Source organism: Saccharomonospora cyanea NA-134 (assembly GCF_000244975.1).
Taxonomy (GTDB): domain Bacteria; phylum Actinomycetota; class Actinomycetes; order Mycobacteriales; family Pseudonocardiaceae; genus Saccharomonospora; species Saccharomonospora cyanea.
Genome location: NZ_CM001440.1, coordinates 4,776,713 through 4,796,531, shown reverse-complemented (window position 1 = coordinate 4,796,531; position 19,819 = coordinate 4,776,713). Strand labels below are relative to the sequence as shown.

The window sequence follows — 19,819 nt, the reverse complement described above, 5'->3', positions numbered from 1 at the left end:
CCCGGACGCCTCCGGTCACCAACCGCAGAGCCAGTCCAGTGTCACGGCAGCCGTCCACGACTGCTGTGTGCTGCCCAGCGGTTCACCGGTGAAGGGCTCGTAGTACTCCCCGAACGCCCCGTCGGACACCAGCCGCAGCCCCTCGGCCCGCCAGCGTCGTGCGAGCGAGGTGTGGCCGTTGCGCTGGAGCGCGAAGCTGAACAACCACACCACCACCGGCCACTGTGGGCCACGCCAGTACCGGCGGGGGTCGAATCCGGCTTCGTCGGGTGACACCGAGGGCGGCACGGCGGCGACGAGACCCGGATGTCCGGCCCAGCCCGGCCCGACGAGGTCGGCGAGCAACCGTGCCTCCAGCGACTCCGGCAACGCCGAGCACAGCAGCGGCGCGAAGGCGGCCACGGTGGTGGTTCGGAGAACCTCACCGGAGCGCAGATCACGGTCGAAGGCCAGTCCGGTGACCGGGTCGGCGGCGTCGGCCACGGCCTGCCGGGAGCGCTGCGCCCAGGAGCGCAGTTCGGCCACCTCGGCGGACACCGGCAGTGCGAGCTCCTCGGCGAGTCCGGCGAGATCGTCGCACGCGATCGCGAACAACGCGGTGCTGAACACGTCCCCCACACGGAAGTCCGAGGCCGCGAGCACCCGCGTGGGCTCGTAGCGAACACGGCGCAGCTGTTCGATGAGCCAGAGATAGCGGTCGTACTCGTCGTCGCCGGGACGTTCCCCTGGGTCGTCCACGCCCAGGGTGTCCAGGCGCACGTACGGGGGAAGGTCCGGCCCCGGACGGACCCGCGCGTAGGGGGCGTCCCAACGCGGTGAGTTGTCCATTCCGGACTCCCAGCCGTGCACGATGGTGACCAGCCCGCACGGTTCCGCGACCCGGTGCCGCGCGATCCAGCCGTGCCACCGGTACAGCGCCGACCAGGCACGCGCGGTGAAGCTCTCGGCGAGTTCGGCTTCGGCCCTCGACGTCCGACGGGCGATGGAGACGATCCTGCGGAGCGCGATCGCGTGCACCGGCGGCTGACAGATCCCCGAGGTGCGCACCCGTGACGGACGCTGCGGTGCGGCATCGGTACCCCAGCGGTCCGGACCGGGGAAGTAGCCGTCCGCGTCGGTGAAGACGATGTGGGGCAGCATTCCGTCGGACCACTGCGCCGACAGCAGCGTGTCGAGTTCGGTCAGGGCTCTGCCGACGTCGAGGTAGGCCAGGCCGATGGCGATGAACGCGGCGTCCCAGCTCCACATGTGCGGGTACAGCTTGGGGGAGGCGGTGACGAGGGCGCCGGTGTCGTTGTCGCGCAGCACGGCTGCCGCGCGGGCGGCCAGGGTGGTGTCCGACAGTCCCGTGGGACCGGTTTCAGCGGTCGTGGTCACCGTGCCTCCAACAGCAGTCCGGTCTCGGGGTCGTACCAGCGGCACTGGCTCGCGGGAAGGCGCAGCCTCAGCTCCGTGCCGACCTCGGCGCGGAACGAGGCCGGGGCCTGCACCTTCACCGTCTGCCCGCAGACCTCGGTGGTCAGCAGTACCGCCGAACCGAGTGGCTCCAGCACCTGGAGGATGCCGCGCACGGCGGCCTCACCGTCGGCGGTGCCGAGCCCGTCGACGGCGATCGTCTCGGGGCGGATGCCGAGCGTGAGTGCTCTGCCCGCGTAGGAGGCCAACGAGGGCGGCAGTGGCAACGACTGACCACCGAGGTCGACCGCGAGTCCACCACCGGCGTCCCGTTCCACCATGCCGGTCAGGAAGTTCATGGGCGGGCTGCCGAGGAACCCACCGACGAAGGTGTCGGCCGGGTCGTCGTACACCGCCGTCGGCGCGTCACACTGCACGACGGAACCCTCGCGCATCACCGCGACGCGGTCGCCCAGCGACAGTGCCTCCACCTGGTCGTGTGTCACGTACAGCGTGGTGGTGCCGAGTTCACCGACGAGCTTCTTCAGCTCCGCCCGGAACGACAACCGCAGCAGGGCATCCAGATTGGACAGTGGTTCGTCCATCAGCAGCACGTCGGCGTCCATGACGATGGCCCTCGCCACCGCGACACGCTGCCGCTGCCCGCCGGAGAGCTTCGCGGGATAGCGGTCGAGGTAGGGCGTGAGTTGCAGCAGGTCCGCGGCCCACGCGACCTTGCGGCGGACCTCGTCGGCGGGCACCCCCCGCACCCGGAGCCCGAAACCGATGTTGTCGGCCACCGACTTGTTCGGGAACACGGCATAGGACTGGAACACCATCGACAGGTTGCGTCGCCGGGGCTCCGCGTAGGTGACGTCGCGGTCGCCGATGACGATCTGTCCGGAGTCCGGCAGTTCCAGACCCGCGACCATGCGCAGCAACGTCGTCTTACCGCAGCCCGACGGACCGAGCAGCACCATGAACTCGCCGTCCGCGACGGTGAGCGACACCTCGTCGGTGGCTCGGGAGTCGTTGCCGGGATAGGTCTTGACGAGGTCTTTCAGGATGACCTCGGCCATGGCGAAACCCCCTCATCGGAGCGTGGTGCCCCACATGTTCAGCAGGTAGCGGCGCATCAGGAAGATGAACAGCAACGCGGGCACGATCAACGCGAACCCGCCGGCGAATCGGTAGGCGACGGACGCCTCGGAGAGCGAGGTCAGCACCTGCGCGGGCAGCGTGCGATGACCCAGGGTGACCACGGTGGCGCCGAGGATCTCGTTCCAGGAAAGGACGAACGTGAAGATCGACGACGCCGCGACACCGGGGAGCGCGAGCGGAACCACCACCCTGCGCGCGGCCTGCCACCGGCTGCAGCCGAAGACCTGTGCGGCCTCCTCCACGTCCCTCGGTACCGAGACGAAGATGCTCGCCGTGATCAGCACGGTGGTGGGCAGGGCGAGCGTCGTGTGCACCAGCGTCGTGGCGAACACCGTGTCGTAGACGTCGAGCCGGAGGAACATCGTGGCCAGCGGCACGGACAGCACCACGATCGGCAGGGCCCGTACGAGCAGCATGAACACCCGGTAGGCGTCCTTGCCCCGGAAGACGTGGCGGGCGAGCGCGTACCCGGCGGGCGCTCCCACGACGAGCGACCAGAACACCGTGTAGAGGCCGACGAGCAGCGAGTTGCCGAACGCGGGAACCGTGCCCGTGGCCTGCACGAACGCCTGCAGCGTCTCGGTGGAGAACTCGCTCGGTAGGAGCGACTTCGGAAACTCGGCCAGAGCGTCGCGTGAGGACACGGCCGCCAGCCCGATGAGTACGATCGGCAGGGCCATGAACAGCGTCACCGCCGTGCAGGCCGCCTGTACGGCGATCGCGTGTCGGCGTCGCCTGCGCAGCGGAGCCCGGTCGACCGGAGGCAGGGCGCGGGTCGCCTGTTCGCCGTCGGTCACCTGCGTGGTCATCGGGCACCCTCCGAACCCCGCACCGTCCGCAGGTAGAGCACCGCCGTGCCGAGGGAGATCACGAGCACCACGAGCGCCACCGCGCTGGCGACGGCCGGATTCTGCAGGTTCACGTACCACTCGTACGTCTCGCCCACAAGCAGCGGGAAGTCACGGCCCGTGAGGGCCTGCGCCACCGCGAACGCCTGTAGCGCCAGGATGGTGCGCAGGATCAACGCCACCTGCAGGCTCGGCGCGAGCAGCGGCAGCGTGACGTGCCGCAGCCGCTGCCAGAACGACGCGCCGAACACCTGGGCCGCCTCGTCGTAGTCACGGGGGATCATCTGCACTCCCGCGACGACGATGACGAACATCAACGCGGTCGCCCGCCACACCTCGGCGATCACCACGGTGAACAGCATCGTCGTCGGGTTGTCGTAGCTCAGCCACTGCACGCCGTGGTCGGACAGCCCCAACGAGACCAGCAGCGAGTTGAGGTACCCGCGGTTGTCGAAGATCGACAGCCATACCAGGCCCGCCGCCAGCTCGGAGATCGCGAGCGGCACGCACCACAGGTAGAAGTGCACTCCGGCGAACCGGGGGCGGGCCTGCATGAGCAACGCCATGCCCACCGACAGCAGCAGTTGGACCGGCACGACGATCACGATCAGTAGCAGCGTGTTCCGCAGTGCCCGGAGGAAGTACGGATCCTCGATCAGCCGCTGCCAGTGGGCGAGCGTGAACCCGCCGTCGCCGCTGAACGCCGTGACCACGGCCTGGGCCAGCGGCCACCCGAAGAGCGCCAGCATCAGCACCACGGACGGCAGCAGCAGAATCCAGGGCGAACGTCCCAACCTGGTCATCACGCCACCTCGCACCGGTCGGCGGGCGGGTCGGGAGCCCAGCACGGTATCCGCAGCTCGTCGAGAATCCCCTGGAGGACGCCCGCCTGCTGGTCCAGAGTGGACCGGATCGGCGCGTCGTCCAGCACGATCGAACGGAAGGTGTCCTGGAAGACCTTCGTCACCTCGCCCTCCCGCGCGCCGAGACCGACCGGCGGCAGGGACAACAGGCTGTCCTCGGCCTCCTGCTGACGTCGTACCGCGTCGGCCTCCAGCTTGATCGCGGGCGGCAGTTCTTCGGGAACCGCGGCGTCCACCGCGGGGAAGAAGCCATTGGAACGCAGTAGTTCCACCTGGGTGTCCGGGCGGCAGAGCACGTCGATGGTCCGCTCCGCGAGGTCGAGGTCGGTGCTGCCCTTCGGGATCGCGAGGCCGGCGACGACGGCCATGTAGCCGAGCCCGTGCGGGCCTCGGGGGCTCGGAAGCATGCGCCAGTTGTCCGGATCGCGCTCCGGAGCTTCGACGAGCCGCACGACGTGGTCCCACGCCATGCGCACCTCACCGGTCTCCAGCGGCTCCTGCATGAAGTCGTACGTGGTGCTGGCGCTGTTGCAGTTGGCCCACAGTTCACGCAGGTACTCCCACGCCGTGACCGCCTCCGCCGAGCGGAACGTGGTGACCTGACCACCCGTGAAGGACGGCAGCAGGTAGCCCTGCGTGAACCGGTGCAGCAGTCCCTCCGGGCCCGCGGGCAGCCCGAGCATGGGACGGTTGCCGTTGGCCCTGCGCGCCGCGATGGCCCAGTCCAAAAACGCCTCGTAGGTGAGCGACGTGGCGTCCACCCCCGGCGGGAGGTGTTCGAGCGCGTCGACGTGCGCGGCGAGCACGTAGCTGGCCGTCGCCCAGGGCACGTACCAGCTGCGGTCGGTGCCCGTGCGCGCGAGCTGGAGGTACTCGGGGGGCCAGCCCCGATCGCCCAGCCGCCGCAGCAGCCCGGTGACGTCGGTGAGGTAGTCGCCCGCCAGCGGCGCGAGGTCGCCGTGCAGTCCGGCGACCAGACCCGTCTGCGTGCGGCCCGTGTCGACCTGGCTGCGGATCTGGCTCGCGAACGGGCCTTCCTCGATGGTGACGTAACTGACCTCGCCGGGGGCGACGCCCGCGAGCAGGCGTCGGAACCGCTCGGCCTCGTCGACGGGGCGGAACTGCGTCGACAGGAACACCATGCCGCTGTTGCCCGTGGTGGCGAACCCGGTGCATCCCGCCGTCAGCGCCACCGCGCCGAGTCCGGCGGCGCGCAGGAGTGAACGGCGGGTGAGACCGACTCTCCGCATCGAGACCCCCGGCTACCGCTGTCCGACTTTTGTCTGGCTGGTGAACATAAGTGGACTACGCCATTCTTGTCAACATGCTCGACACCAACCCCGCCTCTCCCGGGCACGTGCTCGCCGTGCTCCGCGCGGAGGGGCCGCTCACCCGGCAGGAGCTGCAGGAGCGGGTCGGGGTGTCGCGCGTCACGATGGTGGAGCGCCTCGACGCGCTACGGCGAACCGATCTCGTGCGCCAGGCGGGGCACCGGGAGTCGAGCGGCGGCCGAAGGGCGGAACTGCTGGCCGTCAACGACACCGGGCGCACCGCTCTCGTGGCCGACATCGGGCAGAGTCACGCGACGCTCGCCGTGGTCGACCTGAGGGGAACCGTCTTCGCGCGACAGGACCTTCGATTGTCCACTCGGCACAGTCCTGACGAGACACTGCCGAGACTCGTCGGCGAGGCACGGTCGTTGCTCTCAGATTCGGGCCGGGCGGAAAGTCTTTGTGCGGTCGGGCTGTCGGTGCCGGGGCAGATCGACCACGAGACGGGCGTCACCACCGCGCCGCCGACCATGCGGGAGTGGGGCTCGGTGCGGCTGCGTGACCCGTTCGCCGACGCGTTCGGCGTGCCGGTGCTGCTGGAGAACGACGCCAACGCGCTCGCACTGGCCGACTACTACGCGATGGGCCGTCCCGAGGCGACGGTCGTCGGCGTGAAGGTGGGTACCGGCATCGGGGCGGGCGTCGTCATCGCGGGGCGGCCCCACCGGGGTGAGACCGGCTCGGCGGGAGAGATCGGGCACATGCGCATCGAGGGCAGCGACCGGCGGTGCTCGTGCGGTCGCCGCGGCTGTGTCGCGGCGGAGGCGAGTGGGCAGGCTCTCGTGCGGTCGCTGCGGACGAGTGGCGCGCGTTCGGTCGAAGACGTCGTGCGGTGGGTCTCCGACGGCAGGCGCGAGGCGGTCGAGGCGGTGTCGGCGGCGGGACGCCTGGTCGGGACGGTGCTCGCCACCGTGGTGACGATCGTGAACCCCCGCTACGTCCGCCTCGGCGGTGCCGTGGGGGTGCTGCCGCCGTTCGTGGAGGCGTTGCGCGCGACGGTGGAGGCCAACGCGCACGCCAGCGCGCTGCGCAAACTCGACATCGCCGCCTCCCAGCTCGGCGACCGGGGCGCGTTCGTGGGACTCTCCGGCCTCGTCGCCGACGAGATGCTGTCACCCGCGACGGTGGACGCCCTCTGCCGCCGGCGTCAGGGGTTGTAGGACACCAGGAGGTGCGTCAGCTCCACCGGGTTGCCGAGCATGGCCATGTGGCCGCCGTCCACCTCGTCGGGTGTGACGGCCAGGCGTTCGCCCGCGATCCGGTGCTGGAACGTCGGCGGGAACAGGCGGTCGTGCCGGAACGCCACCACACGCGTCGGCACGTCGGGCCATGCGGGCGCGGGCCAGGGTTGTTCGAACGGAGTCGAGGACTGCTCGCACTCGCCGTGTCGCAGTGCCGCGTTCGCGAGGTCGTCGGGAAGGTCGTGCAGGAACAGCTCCCTCAGGCCGGGCTCGGCGTCGGGATCACGCCCGTCGCGGAGCGCGGAGTCGCGCTGCGCCTCCGGCTGTCCCGTACGGCCCCACCACTCCGATCCCGACTCCCCGGCAACCGGGATCATGGGCGCCACCAGCACGAGCGCCCGCACCGGCAGCCGACCGCACACGAGCGGTGCGGTGAAGGCCCCGAACGAGTGGGCGACCACCACGACGTCGCGTTCCTCGCCCACGGTGGTGACCACCGTGTCGGCGTACTCGGCAAGACCGGCCGTGTCGTCCTCGCACGGAAGGTGGACAGCGACGACGCCGTAGTCGAGGGCGCGCAGTCTGCGCTCGACGCGGTGCCAGTACCACGGTGTGGAACCCGCGCCTGGCAGCAGGACGAAAGCCGGTCGTGAGCAGGGCGCCATGACCCGACTCTAGAGAAAGCTTCCCGTTCTGAACATCGTGTCCGCACTTGGTGCACGCGTGTCCGCGCCGCAGGCTGCGGACACTCGTGCGGGGGCTGCGGACACGCTGTCGTCGTTCGCGCGGGGCAGCTCGATGCACGAGAATTCTCGACATGGACAGCGTGGACGTACTCATTGACGGGTTCGGGCGCGTCAGGGAGGTCGTGCACGACGCCGTGCGCGGCCTCGGAGCCGCTGAGCTGAACCACCGCGTCGACTCGCAGGCCAACTCGATCGCGTGGCTGCTGTGGCATCTCACTCGCGTCCAGGACGACCACGTGTCCGAAGTGGCCGAGCGCGAGCAGACGTGGACGGCCGAGGGCTGGCACGACCGGTTCGGGCTGTCGTTGGCGCAGGACGACACGGGCTTCGGTCACACGAGCGAGGACGTCGCCGAGGTGCGGGTGCATTCCGCGAAGCTGCTGACGGGCTACTACGACGCCGTTCACGCTCACACGGTGGCCTACCTCGACGGGATCACCGCCGAGGACCTCGACACGGTGGTGGACGAGACGTGGACCCCTCCGGTCACCCTGGGTGTGCGGTTGGTCAGTGTGATCGCCGACGACCTGCAGCACGCGGGGCAGGCCGCTTTCGTGCGAGGGCTCGTGCTCCGGCGCTGACCGCCGCTGCTTTCCACAGTGTCGTCCTGACGGACGGGACGGCGTAGGGCGGGAAGCGCCTGCCGGTCATCGGTGAGAACGCAAGCCGCCGGAGGCGTTCTCGGACCTCCAGGGATGGCACGTCGCCCAGGGCGGCCCACTCGGCCGACTCGTCGAAGGTGCACAGAGGCCGAGCGGAAGGTACTCGCCGCCAAGGCGTCGAGCAGGGGCCCACCCGGCTCGGGCCGTCGAACGCCGGTTCCTCCGCGGAGTTCGACGTTCGGTTTTCGTGGCTCGCCCGATTACTGAATCAGAGAACAAAGAATCCAGAGTAGGCGAACCGGATACGATAACATCCCCCGGGAAACGGTGGCGAACCGCCCTCGCATTTCTCAGCTCCCGTTAAGAATCGGCGAGGAAAAGAGCGATATGCGCCACTTGGACCTGGACGATTCGCGCGCGCCTCTGCTTACCGTCTACGAGCACTGATCCGGTTCTTTCGAGTTTCCTCGACCGGACAGGGGTGGAGTCTCGAAGGAGCCGGCCGGATCGACGACACGGAGGAATTGCATGGCATCGCGCGTCGCGGTGATCGGAGCGGGACCGAGTGGACTGGCTCAGTTGCGTGCCTTCGCGGAAGCGGGCAGAAACGGAGCCGAAATCCCGGAACTGGTGTGCTTCGAGAAGCAGAGCGACTGGGGCGGCCTGTGGAACTACACCTGGCGGACCGGAGTGGACGCCGCCGGCGACCCGGTACACGGCAGCATGTACCGGCACCTGTGGTCGAACGGACCCAAGGAATGTCTCGAATTCGCGGACTACACGTTCGACGAGCATTTCGGTAAGCCCATCCCGTCATATCCGCCGCGCGAGGTTCTGTACGACTACATCATCGGCAGGGCGAAACAAAGCGATATTCGACAGTGCATCCAGTTCGACACCGCGGTACGCTGGGTTTCCCACGACGCCGGGAGGAACACCTTCTCAGTCACCGTGGAAGCGCTGAACACCGGGGAGACCCGGACCGAGGAATTCGATTACGTCATCGTGGCCAGCGGGCACTTCTCCAGCCCGAACGTGCCGGACTTTCCCGGGTTCGAGCAGTTCCCCGGCCGTATCCTGCACTCGCACGACTTCCGGGACTCGCGGGAGTTCGCGGGGCAGCACCTGCTGGTCGTGGGCAGCAGCTACTCGGCCGAGGACCTCGCGCTGCAGGCCAGGAAGTACGGCGCCGAGTCGGTCACCATCACCTACCGCACCGCGCCGATGGGCTTCGACTGGCCCGAGGGGATCACGGAGGTTCCGCTCCTCACCGGCGTCGAGGGCGACACCGCGCACTTCGCCGATGGCAGTTCCCGGCAGGTCGACGCGATCCTGCTGTGCACCGGTTACCGCCACCACTTCCCGTTCCTCGAGGACGGTCTGCGCCTGCGTACCAAGAACATCCTGTACCCGGACAACCTCTACAAGGGCGTGTTCTGGGTCCACAACCCGAAGCTGATGTACCTGGGCATGCAGGACCAGTACTACACCTTCACGCTGTTCGACGCGGAAGCCTGGTACGCCCGGGACTACGTGCTCGGGCGGGTCACCCTGCCCTCCGCCGAGGAGATGCGCCGCGACATCGCGGGCTGGCGTGCCCGGGAGGAGACGGTGGCTTCCTCGGTCGACGCCGTCGACTTCCAGGCCGAGCACATCCAGGATCTGCTTGCCGACGTCGACTACCCGAAGTTCGACCTGGACCTGACTCGGGAGCATTTCCGCACCTGGCTGGACCACAAGAAGCAGACCATCACCGGTTACCGTGACTTCTCGGGCTTCACCTCTCCCTGCACCGGTACCGAGGCACCCGAGCACCACACCCCGTGGTGGGAGGCGTTGGACGACTCCGCGGCCGCGTTCCTCGCCACGGGTACCCGCGGCGAGTAGCCGAACGCACAGCTGCCCGCGCCGGACGTGCCGGTGCGGGCAGCTGCTGGACCGCCGTTCACGTGAGTGCGCGGCCGGTGGTGGCGTCCACGTGTTCGGGAACCGCCTCGTGCCGCGTGCCGACACTCGACGTGCCGCTGCGTTCGAACAGCATCAACGACGCGCCGTGCTCCGACGACGGCTTGTGCTCGACCCCTCGCGGCACCACGAACACCGATCCCCTGGTCAGGACCACGGTCCGTTCCCCGTCGCCGTCCCGCAGTGCGATGTGCAACTCACCGTCGAGCACACAGAAGAACTCGTCGGTGTCGTCGTGGGCATGCCACAGGTGTTCGCCTTCGACCTTGGCCACCCGTACGTCGTGGTCGTTCACGGTGGTGACGATGCGGGGGCTCCAGAGCCGGTCGAAAGTCTCCAGTGCCCGGGTCAGATCGGTGGGTGCATGCTGCATGGCCCGATCATGGCGCCTGCGAGCATCGCCCGTAAGTGTTACAAATCGCGTATGCCGCAAGGATCATCGCAGTCGGTGCATCGCGTGGTCGCCATCGTGGACGACGGGTCCAACCCGTTCGAGCTCGGGGTGGCGACGGAGCTGTTCGGGTTGCGCCGTCCCGAACTCGACGGCCGCCTGCAGGCGCCGTGGTACGAGCTCCGGTTGTGTTCCGCGACGCCGACCGTGCGAATGCACGCGGGTTTCTTCACGCTCTCGGACGTCGCGCCGCTGGAAGCCGTGGACGAGGCCGACACCGTCCTGGTCCCGAACCGGCCGGACCCGCAGACGCCGCCGTCCGCGCCGGTGCTGGAGGCGGTTCGCGCGGCCGCGGCGAGAGGTGCGCGGCTCATGAGTTTCTGTACCGGCGCGTTCACCCTGGCGGCCGCGGGTGTGCTCGACGGTCGCCGCGCGACGACCCACTGGCGGTGGGCGGAGGTCTTCCGTTCCCTCTTCCCCCGGGTCGATCTGGACCCCGACGTGCTCTACGTCGACGAGGGTTCCGTGCTCACCTCCGCCGGGAGTTCGGCGGCGATGGATCTCGGCCTGCACATCATCCGCAAGGATCACGGGGCGGAGGTGGCCAACACGGTGAGCAGGCGTGCCGTGTTCGCCGGTCACCGCGACGGGGGACAACGGCAGTTCGTCGAGCGTCCGGTGGCGCGCCGCGCCGAGGCGAGTCTGGCCCCGGTGCTGGAGTGGGCGCAGGAACGGCTCGACCAGCCACTGAGCGTTCGTGAGCTCGCCCGCCGAGCGGCGGTGAGTCCCGCCACCCTGCACCGCAGGTTCGCCACCGAGCTGGGTACGACGCCCCTGGCGTGGTTGACGGGCGAGCGCGTGCGGTTGGCGTGCCTGCTGCTGGAGAAGGGGGAGCTGTCCCTCGATCAGGTGGCGGCGGCCAGCGGGCTGGGTACGGCGTCGAACCTGCGTTCACTCCTGCGCAAGCAGGTCGGGGTGAGTCCGACCGAGTACCGCAGGCGGTTCGGCCACCGGGGCCGGGGATCGACGCCCGTCAGAGCTCGGTGAGCTTCCTCGTCTGTTCGCGGAGCACGCCGATCGTCCGGGTGAGGTAGTCGGCGATCACCTGCTGTTCGGACTCGGTGTAGCGGCTGGTGAGGTCGCTCATCGCCGCCGCGAGTTCCCGGAAGACCTCGGGCTGGCCGCCGGTTCCGGTGCTGGTGATGAGCACGCGCCTGCGGTCGGACGGGTCCGGTTCCCTGCGGGCGAGCCCTGCGCGTTCGAGCCGGTCCACCATGCCGGTGATCGCTCCGGGGGTGAGACCCGTGTGCTCGGCCAGTTGCCCGGCCGTCAGCGGTCCGTGCCGGCCGATGAGGGCCAGTGCGCGCTGGTCGCTCGCGCTCAGGCCCAGTCGAGCGCCCACCGCCTCGTGGAACATCACGACGGCCGCGCTCAACTCCCGGCCGAGGTCGGCGCCCTGCCTCTCGCTCATGGTTGCACTTTATCTCCCCATACGTTTTACTTCACTAAAGTAAAATATATGGGGAGGTGAGACGGTTGCGTGGTCGACTGTCGAGCGAGTTCGGGCTGGCTACCGCGGTTCCCGTGTGGGCCTGGCGGTTCTACCGGCGACACCTCGGGGTGGTGGTCGGGCTGTCACTGCTTCCGTCGATCCAACGGCTCCTCGTCGTCACCTGGGGTGATGCCGTACCGGACGGCATCGAGGCGGCTTCCGAGGCCGGGGTCGTGGCGGTGCGGGTGCTGTTGCTCGTGCTGATCGTGCGGTGGGCGTTCGACGGTGTGTCGACGTCCTGGGCGGACGCCCGACGCTTCGTCCGCGAGCACCCGGTGAGCCTGGTGTTCCAGCTCGGGTTCCTGGCGGTCGCGTTCGGGATCTTCGACGTGGTGGCCGAGAGGATCGTGGGCGGTGCGTTGCCGGAGTCCGTGCACGACGGGTACCTCGGCGTCCTGTTGTTCGTGAAGAACCCGACCGTCATCGCCTTCACCTTCGTGTGGCTGGTGGGGGTGATGCTGCAACTGCTCAGCCGGGACGAGGTGCGCGACCCGTCGCTCTTCCGGAGCCGAGGCGGGGCGGTGCCCCGCTGACCGCCGGGCGAGAGGGGCGCGAAGCCGGGTGGACCGTGGCGGGGAAGGGGCAGCGAAGAGTCGAGCCCGCCGCTCACCTGTCCGGTGTAACGAACTCGCCCGACAGTGCGCTAACCCTTACGGACGCTCGCGTTCTGTGCCGGGCGCCACTACCGTACCTGTTCGGGGCCGTTTGAATACGGCGGCCCCGCGCTGTGCTTATAGCACATCCGACAGCGTGATCGGAACCTTTCTGTCGGTGTTATCACACGTGTTTTTGCGTCGCCGCAGGTAGCCACGTTGTGCCGGGCCTCGTCGGGCTGAGACCTGCAAAGCACTCTGTTACGTTCTTTGAATATGTCCGGAAAGCACACGGAGCGTGCCAACGGCGATAATCAATCGGCGGGCCGCATTGTGATCGAAACGCCGACCAAGCGGGACGGTGCGGCCTTGTGGCGAATCGCTCGTGATTCGCAGAAGTTGGATCTGAACTCGTCGTACGCCTACCTGCTGTGGTGCGTCGATTTCGCCGACACGTCGGTCGTCGCACGCGTCGACGGGGAAATTGTTGGTTTCGTCATCGGTTACCGGCGTCCGGCGGACCCCGAGTCCGCGCTGGTGTGGCAGGTCGCCGTCGATGCCTCACAGCGGGGTCGAGGCCTGGCGGGAACGCTGCTCGACGAGCTGTTCGGCCGCCTGGTGGACGCCGGAGTGCGCTACCTGGACACCACGATCACGCCCGACAACGAGGCGTCGATCAGGCTGTTCTCCTCGTTCGCCAAGAGGTGGAACGCCACGCTGGAGCGCTCGCGGCTGTTCGAGGCGGGGGACTTCCCCGACGCCCACGAGCCCGAGGATCTTTTCCGCATCGGCCCACTCGCGCGCGCTCCGCAACCATAGTGATCGATAACCGCGAATGTGACTGTTCTCGCGTCATTCGATTTGTTCCTCAATAGCAGGAGACTGAGCAAGTGAGCATCTTCGAAACCCTGGAGTCCGAGGTGCGCAGCTACAGCCGTGGCTGGCCCGTGGTGTTCGACCGGGCTCAGGGCAGTTGGCTCTACTCGGAAGACGGCAAAGCATACCTGGACTTCTTCGCCGGCGCCGGTGCGCTCAACTACGGGCACAACAATCCCGTGTTGAAAAAGGCGCTGATCGATTACATTTCGCGGGACGGCGTGACGCACGCGCTCGACATGTTCACCGTCGCGAAGCGGGACTTCCTCCAGACGCTGAACGACGTCGTCCTGAAGCCGCGCGAGATGGAGTACAAGGTCATCTTCCCCGGTCCGGGCGGCGCGAACGCCGTCGAGGCCGCGCTGAAGCTGGCCCGCAAGGTGACCGGCAAGGAGTCGGTCATCAACTTCACCAACGCGTTCCACGGCATGACGCTCGGTGCGCTGTCGGTGACCGGCAACTCGTTGAAGCGCGGGGGCGCGGGCATCCCGCTCGTGCACGCGACGCCGATGCCGTACGACAAGTACTTCGACGGCGCCTACCCGGACTTCCTCTACTTCGAGCGGTTGCTGGAGGACTCCGGCAGTGGACTGAACGAGCCCGCAGCGGTCATCGTGGAGACCGTTCAGGGGGAGGGCGGCATCAACGCCGCGCGCCTGGAGTGGCTGAAGGGCCTCTCGGAACTGTGCCAGCGTCACGGCATCCTGCTGATCCTCGACGACGTGCAGATGGGCTGCGGTCGTACGGGGCCGTTCTTCAGCTTCGAGGAAGCCGGCATCAAGCCGGACATGATCTGCCTGTCCAAGTCCATCGGCGGGTACGGTCTTCCGCTGGCCATCACGCTCATCCGCCCGGACCTCGACGTGTGGTCTCCGGGTGAGCACAACGGCACGTTCCGGGGTATCAACCCGGCGTTCGTCACGGCGGCCGAGGCGCTGCGCACGTACTGGCGTGACGACGAGCTGGAGAAGGCCACCAAGGCGAAGGGCGAGCGCGTCGGCGAGGTGTTCGCCGAGTTGGTGAACCGTTACCCGGATGCCAATCTGATCGCGAAGGGCCGCGGGCTCGCTCGCGGTCTGGAATTCGCCACCGGCGAGGTCGCGGGCAAGGTCTGCGCGGCGGCCTTCGACCGTGGTCTGCTGATGGAGACCTCCGGCCCCGACGGGGAGGTGGTGAAGTTGCTGCCCGCACTCACCACGACCGAGGAGGAGATCGAGCAGGGTCTGTCGATCATCAAGGATTCCGTCGACGCCGTGCTCGGGCGCTGAACGCGCCCTCGACAACATTCACATCCGACCCGTGAAGGAGCAAAATTGATCGTTCGCACCCTCGACGAGATCACCGACACCGAAGCAGACATCAAGCAGCCGAACTGGCGCAGCAAGCGCATCGTCCTCTCGAAGGACAAGGTCGGGTTCTCCGTGCACGAGACGACGCTGTACGCGGGGACCGTCAACGACTTCTGGTACGCCAACCACATCGAGGCCGTGTTCATCGTCGAGGGTGAGGGCGAGCTGACGGACAAGGCGACCGGCGAGACCTACCAGCTCAAGCCGGGTTCGCTGTACCTGCTGGACGAGCACGACAAGCACCAGGTGCGCCCCAAGACGGACATGCGCACGGTGTGCGTCTTCAACCCGCCCATCACGGGGCGCGAGGTGCACGACGAGAACGGTGTCTATCCGCTCGTCGTCGAGGACTGACAAGCGGCACACCCAGGTCTCGTGGGAGCCGCCTCCTGTGAGGACGGTTCCCACGACCCCGAACGGGTATCACCTGGAAGAACGGGGAACGCGAAACACAACCGACCGGAAAAACAGCACAGTGGCACTCGGAGGAGGCGAGTTACGTGACTCTCGCGGAGAGCCGGACCACCGATTTGTACCCCACCCGTGTCGCCGGTGAGGCGGTGATGCTGGAGCGGACGGACCCCACTGTCTGGGGTGGCGAGCAGGACGGCCCGATGGACGCGGCGGCCCTGGCTTCGCACGACGCGAAGGGGTACTCGATCATCGAGGGCCTGCTGTCCCCTGCCGAGGTGCAGGGGTACTGGCAGGAACTCGTGCGGCTCTCGTCGGACGAGGAACTCAAGGCCGACGAGCGCGTCGTCACCGAGAAGAAGTCGGGCAACGTCCGGTCGATCTTCGAGGTGCACAGGATCAGTGAGCTGATCGGTGAACTGGCGCGTGACCCCCGGATTCTGGACCGAGCGCAGCAGATACTGGGATCCGACGTCTACATTCACCAGAGCCGGGTGAACTACATGCCCGGCTTCAAGGGCAACGGCTTCTACTGGCACTCGGACTTCGAGACCTGGCACGCCGAGGACGGCATGCCGAGGCCGCGCGCGGTGAGTTGCTCCATCGCGCTCACCGACAACTACCCGTTCAACGGTGGTCTGATGGTGATGCCGGGGTCTCAGCGCACGTTCGTGCAGTGTGCCGGTGAGACGCCGGACGACCACTACAAGGCGTCGCTGAAGGAGCAGGAGATCGGCGTCCCGAGCGAGCACGACATCACCAAGCTCGCCGCCGAACACGGTATCGACCAGTTCACCGGGCCCGCCGGTTCGGCGTTGTTCTTCGACTCCAACATCATGCACGGGTCGGGCAACAACATCACGCCGTATCCGAGGTCGAACATCTTCCTGGTCTTCAACAGCGTGGAGAACACGCTGGTGGAGCCGTTCGCGGCGAAGAGCCCGCGGCCGACGTTCATCGGCGCGCGGGACTTCACTCCGCTCACTCGGTGATCGGAGGCCGGTGATCGAATCGGAAGCGGACCGCGTCAGGGCGGCTGTAGTCACCCCGACGCGGTCTGTTACCGTATGCGCACCTCAGCGGCGCGGCCGGTGAGGTGATCGCCGCCACGGACGGGTGACTCCTTGCTCGGGGTGAGTCCGTCTTGTCGGTGATGTGTGGATTTGCGTGAGTACGGCCCCGCGCCGCCAGATTCGGGACTGGTGGCACGGGGCCGTATTCGTGTTCGCGTCGGGAGGGCGACACGGGTGGTACCATATATGGCATGGTGAAGACGACGGTCTATCTCCCTGAAGAACTGGAGATCAGGCTGGACGCGGAGGCAGCCGCCACGGGGGTCAGCAAGGCGGAGTTGATTCGCAGGGGGATCGCCATGGTGCTCGAGTCGTCTCAACGGCCGAGGAACGTGCGTCCGCTGCCCGTCTTCAACAGCGGCCGATCCAGGACCCCCGAGGAACTGGACGAGGACCTCTACCAGCAGATCAAAGAGCGGGCGGCGCGTAGGTGATCGTTGTCGCGGATACGTCGGCGCTCCACGCCGCTTTCGACGCGGCACAACAGGAGCACACGGCGGCGGCAGCGGTGATGGACAGCCGGACACTGGTGATCTCCCCGCTCGTGATGACGGAACTCGATCACCTGGTGCGCCGTGACCTCGGATTCTCCGCAGCGATGCAGGCTTCGGAAGCGCTGCTCGACCGAATGGCCGTGGGGCAGTACAAGCTCGCCGAACTCCGCCACGCGGATGTCGTCAGAGCACACGAAGTCAGAGGGAAGTACGACGGCCTTCGGCTCGATCTCGCCGACGCGGTGGGCGTCGTGCTGGCCGATCGATACAACACCAACCAGATCTTCACGCTCGATCAGCGGGATTTCAGGGCTGTCCGGCCGTTGACACCCCGATTCGAGGCGTTCGAGATCCTGCCGGCCGACGGTTCACGGTCGTGACGGGCGTGCTCCGACGCTCAGTCGAACAGGCTCGTCTCCGAGCGGATCTCCAGCAGCTCGTACACCGGACGCCCGCGCCGTCCGTCGATGGTGGTGGTACGCACGACCCGAAGGCGCGCCGTCACGGGGCGGTCGAGGTTCTCCTTGATCTCGTCGAGCAGATCGGGCGCCACCGCGCCCTGAATGGTCGAGCCGGTGTCGCGTTCGAGGTAGAAGATCCGCCTGCGGGTGCGCACGCCGTCGAGCCGGCCGGTGACCGTCTCGTATCCGACGTCCTCGCGCGATTCGCGCAGGCTGCTCTGCAGAACGCGGGCCTGCTCGGTGGTCATGCTGCGCGCCACCTCCTCGCCCGCCGTCGGCGTCAGCGACAGGGCGATGCTGGACGTGCGCATCACCGCGTTGACCACGTCACTCACGGCGTTGCGGACGGTGTCCCGCTGCAACAGCACCGCGTCGAGCGCGCCGTCGTCGGAACCGTTCACCGGTAGGAAGTCGCAGAGCTCCTTCACCGCGCGCTCGGACAGCGTCTCGATGCCGTCGGGAATCAGGGCGCCGGGCACGGAGGTCTCGGGGAACCCGAAGAACATCGCGTTGCCCGCCTGCCCACGCTGGATGAGCGGCGCCTTCTCCCGGTCGGACGGCTGCACCGACGTGATCTCGGTGTGCGGGTTACGCACGATGTGGCCGATCTTGGCCGTGGCGTCCTGCAGCGCGCGGCTGATGTCGGAGGACGTGTAGGCGTCGAGGTGGGTCGAGCCGAGGACCGAGACCCGCAGCAGCGGGGAACGCGACGCGCGTTCGAACTTCGCGTGCGCGGCCAGCGCCGACGCTCTCGCCAGGTCGTCCAGCCACGTGCCGCCGGGGATGTTCTCGGCGATCTGCCGGAAGCTCACCACACCACCTCCGCGAAGCCCTTCACCGAGCCGGGGACGGGGCCGCGCGACCACACCGCCTCCCAGGCCTCCTCGTCACCGGGGTGGCACAGGAAACCGTCCACCAGCCCGCTGACGGGCTGTATCCGGTCGAGGTACATCGCGGGATTCTCCGCGATCACACCTTTGAGGGTGAACATGCCGTAGAAGGTCGACCGCGCCGGTTCGCCGAGTCGCTTGAGCGCACCCCACTCGTCCGGGATGAGCACCACGTCGACGTCGTGCGGCACGGTTGCCGAGCGAACGGTGAGACCGCCGCCGATCCACGCGCGACCCGACGGGATCAGCCTGCACACCACGCCGAGGTACCCGCTCAGCGCACTGAACAGGATCTCGCGCTCGTTGCGGTACGGGGCGTCCCACACGAGGCGTTCGTAGAGGTCGGAGAGGTCGGCCTGGTGCCGCCCGGGCGGGAGAACGTTCTCCGACGTCCAGTGCGGTAGCGGCATGCACGATCCTTCGACTACGAACGTGAACCGGGGAATCAACCGGCAACCTATCAGCCCGCCCCGTCAGTGCTCGCGCCGCGGGCGGTTCTCCTCGGCCACCGTGACGTCACGTTCGTCCGGCCATTCGTTGCGGACGTGCCACTCCGAGGCCGACACGGGCAGCACACCCTGACGCCTGCCCTCGTCGGGGCTCTCGTCGACCTCGGGTCCGGTGCCGGCGTGCCCGGCGGCCGCACCGGACGGCGACGGCCGCTCACCGGGACCCGGCTGGGGGCCGATCCGCTGGATGCGCTGTGTGCGTTCGGTCTCGGAGGGTTCCGTGACCCGCGGTGTCACTTCGGTCGGGCGGTCGTCGGCCGATGCGCGCCTGTGGCGTCGCATGGTGAGGAAGGCGGACGCCGCCAGTGCGAGTCCCAGTACGAACGCGATCAGCAACCACAACCAGATCTCGCCGAACAACCACAGCATCGTGCGCCTCCTGCCAGGTCACGCTCTGTGCCGAGGCGCTACCGCACGCTGATCTCCACTCTGCGGTCGGTCGGGGACGTGCCGTGTTCCGACAGGGGACGGGTGTCACCGTAACCAACAGCTTCCACCTGTTCGGGTGAGATGCCGAGGTTCACCAGCTCCTCCGTCACCGCCTCGGCACGCTCGTACGACAGCTCCTCGGCGCTCTCCGGGTCCGCCCCGGGTACCCGCGCCACGTGGCCGCCTACCTCGAACCGCCAATCCGTGGGAGCCTCGACCAGTGATTCGGCGACCTTCGCCACCGCCGCCTCGCCGTCGGACGTGAGGCGGGCGGAATCCGGCAGGAAGGTGATCGGGGTGTCGGCGAGCACCCTGTCGAGCGACCACTGAAGACGCGCCTTGGCGGCGGCGTCGTCGGTGCCGGGGTCGACCAGGGCGCCGAGGTGCGCACCCGGCGGGCCGTCGTGCGAGCCGGTGGTGACGACGTCCACCGAGCGCACCCCGTCGACGCTCTCGACCACGGCCTTCGCGAGCAACGCCGAACGCGGCGAACGCGCCGAGACGGTGGCGTCGCGGCCGGAGAAGTCCACCACGTCGGCGGGCACGCGGTACCGGGCGAGCGCCTCCCGCGACCGGGTGGTGAGGTCGGCCTCGATGCCGTCCCGCTCGACGAGGGTCGCCACCGAAGCGAGCACACCGCTGACCAGCACCGCCAGTGCGGCGAGTGCGGCGAGGACGCGTGGGGCGGGCATACCGTGA

Annotated in this window: 23 protein-coding genes; 11 read left to right on the top strand and 12 right to left on the bottom strand. The window is 68.3% G+C overall.

Annotated features, from left to right (window positions below; translation table 11 throughout):
* Positions 1 to 15 precede the first annotated feature (15 nt).
* Genes ggh through SACCYDRAFT_RS22395 form a run of 5 tightly spaced genes read right to left on the bottom strand, consistent with a single transcriptional unit; the run spans position 16 to position 5,517 of the window.
* Positions 16 to 1,377 carry a glucosylglycerate hydrolase gene (gene ggh, locus SACCYDRAFT_RS22415; RefSeq protein WP_005459675.1) on the bottom strand — a complete coding sequence of 454 codons (1,362 nt, stop codon included), beginning with the start codon at positions 1,375 to 1,377 and terminating at the stop codon, positions 16 to 18.
* Positions 1,374 to 2,474, bottom strand: coding sequence for an ABC transporter ATP-binding protein (locus tag SACCYDRAFT_RS22410; RefSeq protein WP_005459673.1), 1,101 nt, complete (start codon positions 2,472 to 2,474; stop codon positions 1,374 to 1,376). The genes ggh and SACCYDRAFT_RS22410 overlap by 4 nt, the downstream gene beginning before the upstream one ends.
* Positions 2,475 to 2,486: 12 nt before the next feature.
* Positions 2,487 to 3,365, bottom strand: a complete 879-nt coding sequence (locus tag SACCYDRAFT_RS22405) for a carbohydrate ABC transporter permease (RefSeq protein ID WP_005459667.1) — start codon at positions 3,363 to 3,365, stop codon at positions 2,487 to 2,489.
* Positions 3,362 to 4,207 (bottom strand): carbohydrate ABC transporter permease, encoded by an 846-nt coding sequence (locus SACCYDRAFT_RS22400; protein WP_005459666.1) that lies wholly within the window; start codon positions 4,205 to 4,207, stop codon positions 3,362 to 3,364. The genes SACCYDRAFT_RS22405 and SACCYDRAFT_RS22400 overlap by 4 nt, the downstream gene beginning before the upstream one ends.
* Positions 4,207 to 5,517, bottom strand: coding sequence for an ABC transporter substrate-binding protein (locus tag SACCYDRAFT_RS22395; RefSeq protein WP_005459664.1), 1,311 nt, complete (start codon positions 5,515 to 5,517; stop codon positions 4,207 to 4,209). Before SACCYDRAFT_RS22395 ends, SACCYDRAFT_RS22400 begins: the two co-directional genes overlap by 1 nt.
* 74 nt (positions 5,518 to 5,591) lie before the next feature.
* Here SACCYDRAFT_RS22395 and SACCYDRAFT_RS22390 point away from each other — a divergent pair, with 74 nt between their 5' ends.
* A complete protein-coding gene (locus SACCYDRAFT_RS22390) occupies positions 5,592 to 6,758 on the top strand; it encodes an ROK family transcriptional regulator (RefSeq protein ID WP_043537481.1) in 1,167 nt (388 codons plus the stop codon).
* Here the strand turns inward: SACCYDRAFT_RS22390 and SACCYDRAFT_RS22385 are convergent.
* Complete coding sequence (locus SACCYDRAFT_RS22385; RefSeq protein ID WP_005459660.1) at positions 6,746 to 7,444, bottom strand: alpha/beta fold hydrolase; 699 nt, start codon at positions 7,442 to 7,444, stop codon at positions 6,746 to 6,748. The genes SACCYDRAFT_RS22390 and SACCYDRAFT_RS22385 overlap by 13 nt on opposite strands.
* Positions 7,445 to 7,596: 152 nt before the next feature.
* Here SACCYDRAFT_RS22385 and SACCYDRAFT_RS22380 point away from each other — a divergent pair, with 152 nt between their 5' ends.
* Positions 7,597 to 8,106: a mycothiol transferase gene (locus tag SACCYDRAFT_RS22380; RefSeq protein ID WP_005459659.1), complete on the top strand. Its 510-nt coding sequence runs from the start codon at positions 7,597 to 7,599 to the stop codon at positions 8,104 to 8,106.
* A 549-nt stretch (positions 8,107 to 8,655) separates the two neighbouring features.
* Complete coding sequence (locus SACCYDRAFT_RS22375) at positions 8,656 to 10,014, top strand: NAD(P)-binding domain-containing protein (protein ID WP_005459657.1); 1,359 nt, start codon at positions 8,656 to 8,658, stop codon at positions 10,012 to 10,014.
* A gap of 58 nt (positions 10,015 to 10,072) precedes the next feature.
* Here SACCYDRAFT_RS22375 and SACCYDRAFT_RS22370 read toward each other — a convergent pair whose 3' ends face one another.
* Positions 10,073 to 10,465: a cupin domain-containing protein gene (locus SACCYDRAFT_RS22370; RefSeq protein ID WP_005459655.1), complete on the bottom strand. Its 393-nt coding sequence runs from the start codon at positions 10,463 to 10,465 to the stop codon at positions 10,073 to 10,075.
* A 51-nt stretch (positions 10,466 to 10,516) separates the two neighbouring features.
* Here SACCYDRAFT_RS22370 and SACCYDRAFT_RS22365 point away from each other — a divergent pair, with 51 nt between their 5' ends.
* Entirely contained in the window at positions 10,517 to 11,530 is a 1,014-nt protein-coding gene (locus tag SACCYDRAFT_RS22365) for a helix-turn-helix domain-containing protein (protein WP_043536808.1), read from the top strand.
* Here SACCYDRAFT_RS22365 and SACCYDRAFT_RS22360 read toward each other — a convergent pair.
* Positions 11,517 to 11,954, bottom strand: a complete 438-nt coding sequence (locus tag SACCYDRAFT_RS22360; RefSeq protein WP_005459653.1) for a MarR family winged helix-turn-helix transcriptional regulator — start codon at positions 11,952 to 11,954, stop codon at positions 11,517 to 11,519. The two genes, SACCYDRAFT_RS22365 and SACCYDRAFT_RS22360, sit on opposite strands and share 14 nt — an antisense overlap.
* A gap of 65 nt (positions 11,955 to 12,019) precedes the next feature.
* Here SACCYDRAFT_RS22360 and SACCYDRAFT_RS22355 point away from each other — a divergent pair, with 65 nt between their 5' ends.
* The 7 genes from SACCYDRAFT_RS22355 to SACCYDRAFT_RS22325 all read left to right on the top strand — a co-directional run bounded on the left by SACCYDRAFT_RS22355 (position 12,020) and on the right by SACCYDRAFT_RS22325 (position 17,211).
* Positions 12,020 to 12,568, top strand: coding sequence for a hypothetical protein (locus tag SACCYDRAFT_RS22355; RefSeq protein WP_005459652.1), 549 nt, complete (start codon positions 12,020 to 12,022; stop codon positions 12,566 to 12,568).
* Positions 12,569 to 12,904: 336 nt separating this feature from the next.
* Positions 12,905 to 13,447 (top strand): diaminobutyrate acetyltransferase, encoded by a 543-nt coding sequence (gene ectA / locus SACCYDRAFT_RS22350; RefSeq protein ID WP_005459651.1) that lies wholly within the window; start codon positions 12,905 to 12,907, stop codon positions 13,445 to 13,447.
* A 71-nt stretch (positions 13,448 to 13,518) separates the two neighbouring features.
* Positions 13,519 to 14,772, top strand: coding sequence for a diaminobutyrate--2-oxoglutarate transaminase (ectB, locus tag SACCYDRAFT_RS22345; protein ID WP_005459648.1), 1,254 nt, complete (start codon positions 13,519 to 13,521; stop codon positions 14,770 to 14,772).
* A 45-nt stretch (positions 14,773 to 14,817) separates the two neighbouring features.
* Complete coding sequence (locus SACCYDRAFT_RS22340; RefSeq protein ID WP_005459647.1) at positions 14,818 to 15,207, top strand: ectoine synthase; 390 nt, start codon at positions 14,818 to 14,820, stop codon at positions 15,205 to 15,207.
* A gap of 146 nt (positions 15,208 to 15,353) precedes the next feature.
* Positions 15,354 to 16,256, top strand: a complete 903-nt coding sequence (gene thpD / locus SACCYDRAFT_RS22335; protein ID WP_005459646.1) for an ectoine hydroxylase — start codon at positions 15,354 to 15,356, stop codon at positions 16,254 to 16,256.
* Between the two features lie 272 nt (positions 16,257 to 16,528).
* Positions 16,529 to 16,771, top strand: a complete 243-nt coding sequence (locus SACCYDRAFT_RS22330; protein ID WP_005459645.1) for a ribbon-helix-helix domain-containing protein — start codon at positions 16,529 to 16,531, stop codon at positions 16,769 to 16,771.
* Positions 16,768 to 17,211, top strand: coding sequence for a PIN domain-containing protein (locus SACCYDRAFT_RS22325; RefSeq protein WP_005459644.1), 444 nt, complete (start codon positions 16,768 to 16,770; stop codon positions 17,209 to 17,211). Before SACCYDRAFT_RS22330 ends, SACCYDRAFT_RS22325 begins: the two co-directional genes overlap by 4 nt.
* Positions 17,212 to 17,228: 17 nt before the next feature.
* Here the strand turns inward: SACCYDRAFT_RS22325 and SACCYDRAFT_RS22320 are convergent, their stop codons facing one another.
* The 4 genes from SACCYDRAFT_RS22320 to SACCYDRAFT_RS22305 form a co-directional block, all read right to left on the bottom strand.
* On the bottom strand, positions 17,229 to 18,107 hold the full coding sequence (locus SACCYDRAFT_RS22320; RefSeq protein WP_005459643.1) for a hypothetical protein: 879 nt from the start codon (positions 18,105 to 18,107) through the stop codon (positions 17,229 to 17,231).
* The gene (locus SACCYDRAFT_RS22315; RefSeq protein WP_005459641.1) at positions 18,101 to 18,592 is read right to left on the bottom strand and encodes a DUF6932 family protein; all 492 of its coding nucleotides are present in this window, start codon (positions 18,590 to 18,592) and stop codon (positions 18,101 to 18,103) included. Before SACCYDRAFT_RS22315 ends, SACCYDRAFT_RS22320 begins: the two co-directional genes overlap by 7 nt.
* Before the next feature lie 63 nt (positions 18,593 to 18,655).
* On the bottom strand, positions 18,656 to 19,060 hold the full coding sequence (locus SACCYDRAFT_RS22310) for a hypothetical protein (RefSeq protein WP_005459640.1): 405 nt from the start codon (positions 19,058 to 19,060) through the stop codon (positions 18,656 to 18,658).
* Positions 19,061 to 19,098: 38 nt separating this feature from the next.
* Positions 19,099 to 19,812: an OmpA/MotB family protein gene (locus SACCYDRAFT_RS22305; protein WP_005459639.1), complete on the bottom strand. Its 714-nt coding sequence runs from the start codon at positions 19,810 to 19,812 to the stop codon at positions 19,099 to 19,101.
* Positions 19,813 to 19,819 lie beyond the last annotated feature (7 nt).

What these genes read in the sequence shown, in the direction of transcription:
- SACCYDRAFT_RS22410 (WP_005459673.1), bottom strand. Translation starts at nt 2,474, where the DNA reads ATGGCCGAGGTCATCCTGAAAGACCTCGTCAAGACCTATCCCGGCAAC.
- SACCYDRAFT_RS22405 (WP_005459667.1), bottom strand. Translation starts at nt 3,365, where the DNA reads ATGACCACGCAGGTGACCGACGGCGAACAGGCGACCCGCGCCCTGCCT.
- SACCYDRAFT_RS22400 (WP_005459666.1), bottom strand. Translation starts at nt 4,207, where the DNA reads ATGACCAGGTTGGGACGTTCGCCCTGGATTCTGCTGCTGCCGTCCGTG.
- SACCYDRAFT_RS22395 (WP_005459664.1), bottom strand. Translation starts at nt 5,517, where the DNA reads ATGCGGAGAGTCGGTCTCACCCGCCGTTCACTCCTGCGCGCCGCCGGA.
- SACCYDRAFT_RS22390 (WP_043537481.1), top strand. Translation starts at nt 5,592, where the DNA reads ATGCTCGACACCAACCCCGCCTCTCCCGGGCACGTGCTCGCCGTGCTC.
- SACCYDRAFT_RS22385 (WP_005459660.1), bottom strand. Translation starts at nt 7,444, where the DNA reads ATGGCGCCCTGCTCACGACCGGCTTTCGTCCTGCTGCCAGGCGCGGGT.
- SACCYDRAFT_RS22380 (WP_005459659.1), top strand. Translation starts at nt 7,597, where the DNA reads ATGGACAGCGTGGACGTACTCATTGACGGGTTCGGGCGCGTCAGGGAG.
- SACCYDRAFT_RS22375 (WP_005459657.1), top strand. Translation starts at nt 8,656, where the DNA reads ATGGCATCGCGCGTCGCGGTGATCGGAGCGGGACCGAGTGGACTGGCT.
- SACCYDRAFT_RS22370 (WP_005459655.1), bottom strand. Translation starts at nt 10,465, where the DNA reads ATGCAGCATGCACCCACCGATCTGACCCGGGCACTGGAGACTTTCGAC.
- SACCYDRAFT_RS22365 (WP_043536808.1), top strand. Translation starts at nt 10,517, where the DNA reads ATGCCGCAAGGATCATCGCAGTCGGTGCATCGCGTGGTCGCCATCGTG.
- SACCYDRAFT_RS22360 (WP_005459653.1), bottom strand. Translation starts at nt 11,954, where the DNA reads ATGAGCGAGAGGCAGGGCGCCGACCTCGGCCGGGAGTTGAGCGCGGCC.
- ectA (WP_005459651.1), top strand. Translation starts at nt 12,905, where the DNA reads ATGTCCGGAAAGCACACGGAGCGTGCCAACGGCGATAATCAATCGGCG.
- SACCYDRAFT_RS22330 (WP_005459645.1), top strand. Translation starts at nt 16,529, where the DNA reads ATGGTGAAGACGACGGTCTATCTCCCTGAAGAACTGGAGATCAGGCTG.
- SACCYDRAFT_RS22315 (WP_005459641.1), bottom strand. Translation starts at nt 18,592, where the DNA reads ATGCCGCTACCGCACTGGACGTCGGAGAACGTTCTCCCGCCCGGGCGG.
- SACCYDRAFT_RS22310 (WP_005459640.1), bottom strand. Translation starts at nt 19,060, where the DNA reads ATGCTGTGGTTGTTCGGCGAGATCTGGTTGTGGTTGCTGATCGCGTTC.
- SACCYDRAFT_RS22305 (WP_005459639.1), bottom strand. Translation starts at nt 19,812, where the DNA reads ATGCCCGCCCCACGCGTCCTCGCCGCACTCGCCGCACTGGCGGTGCTG.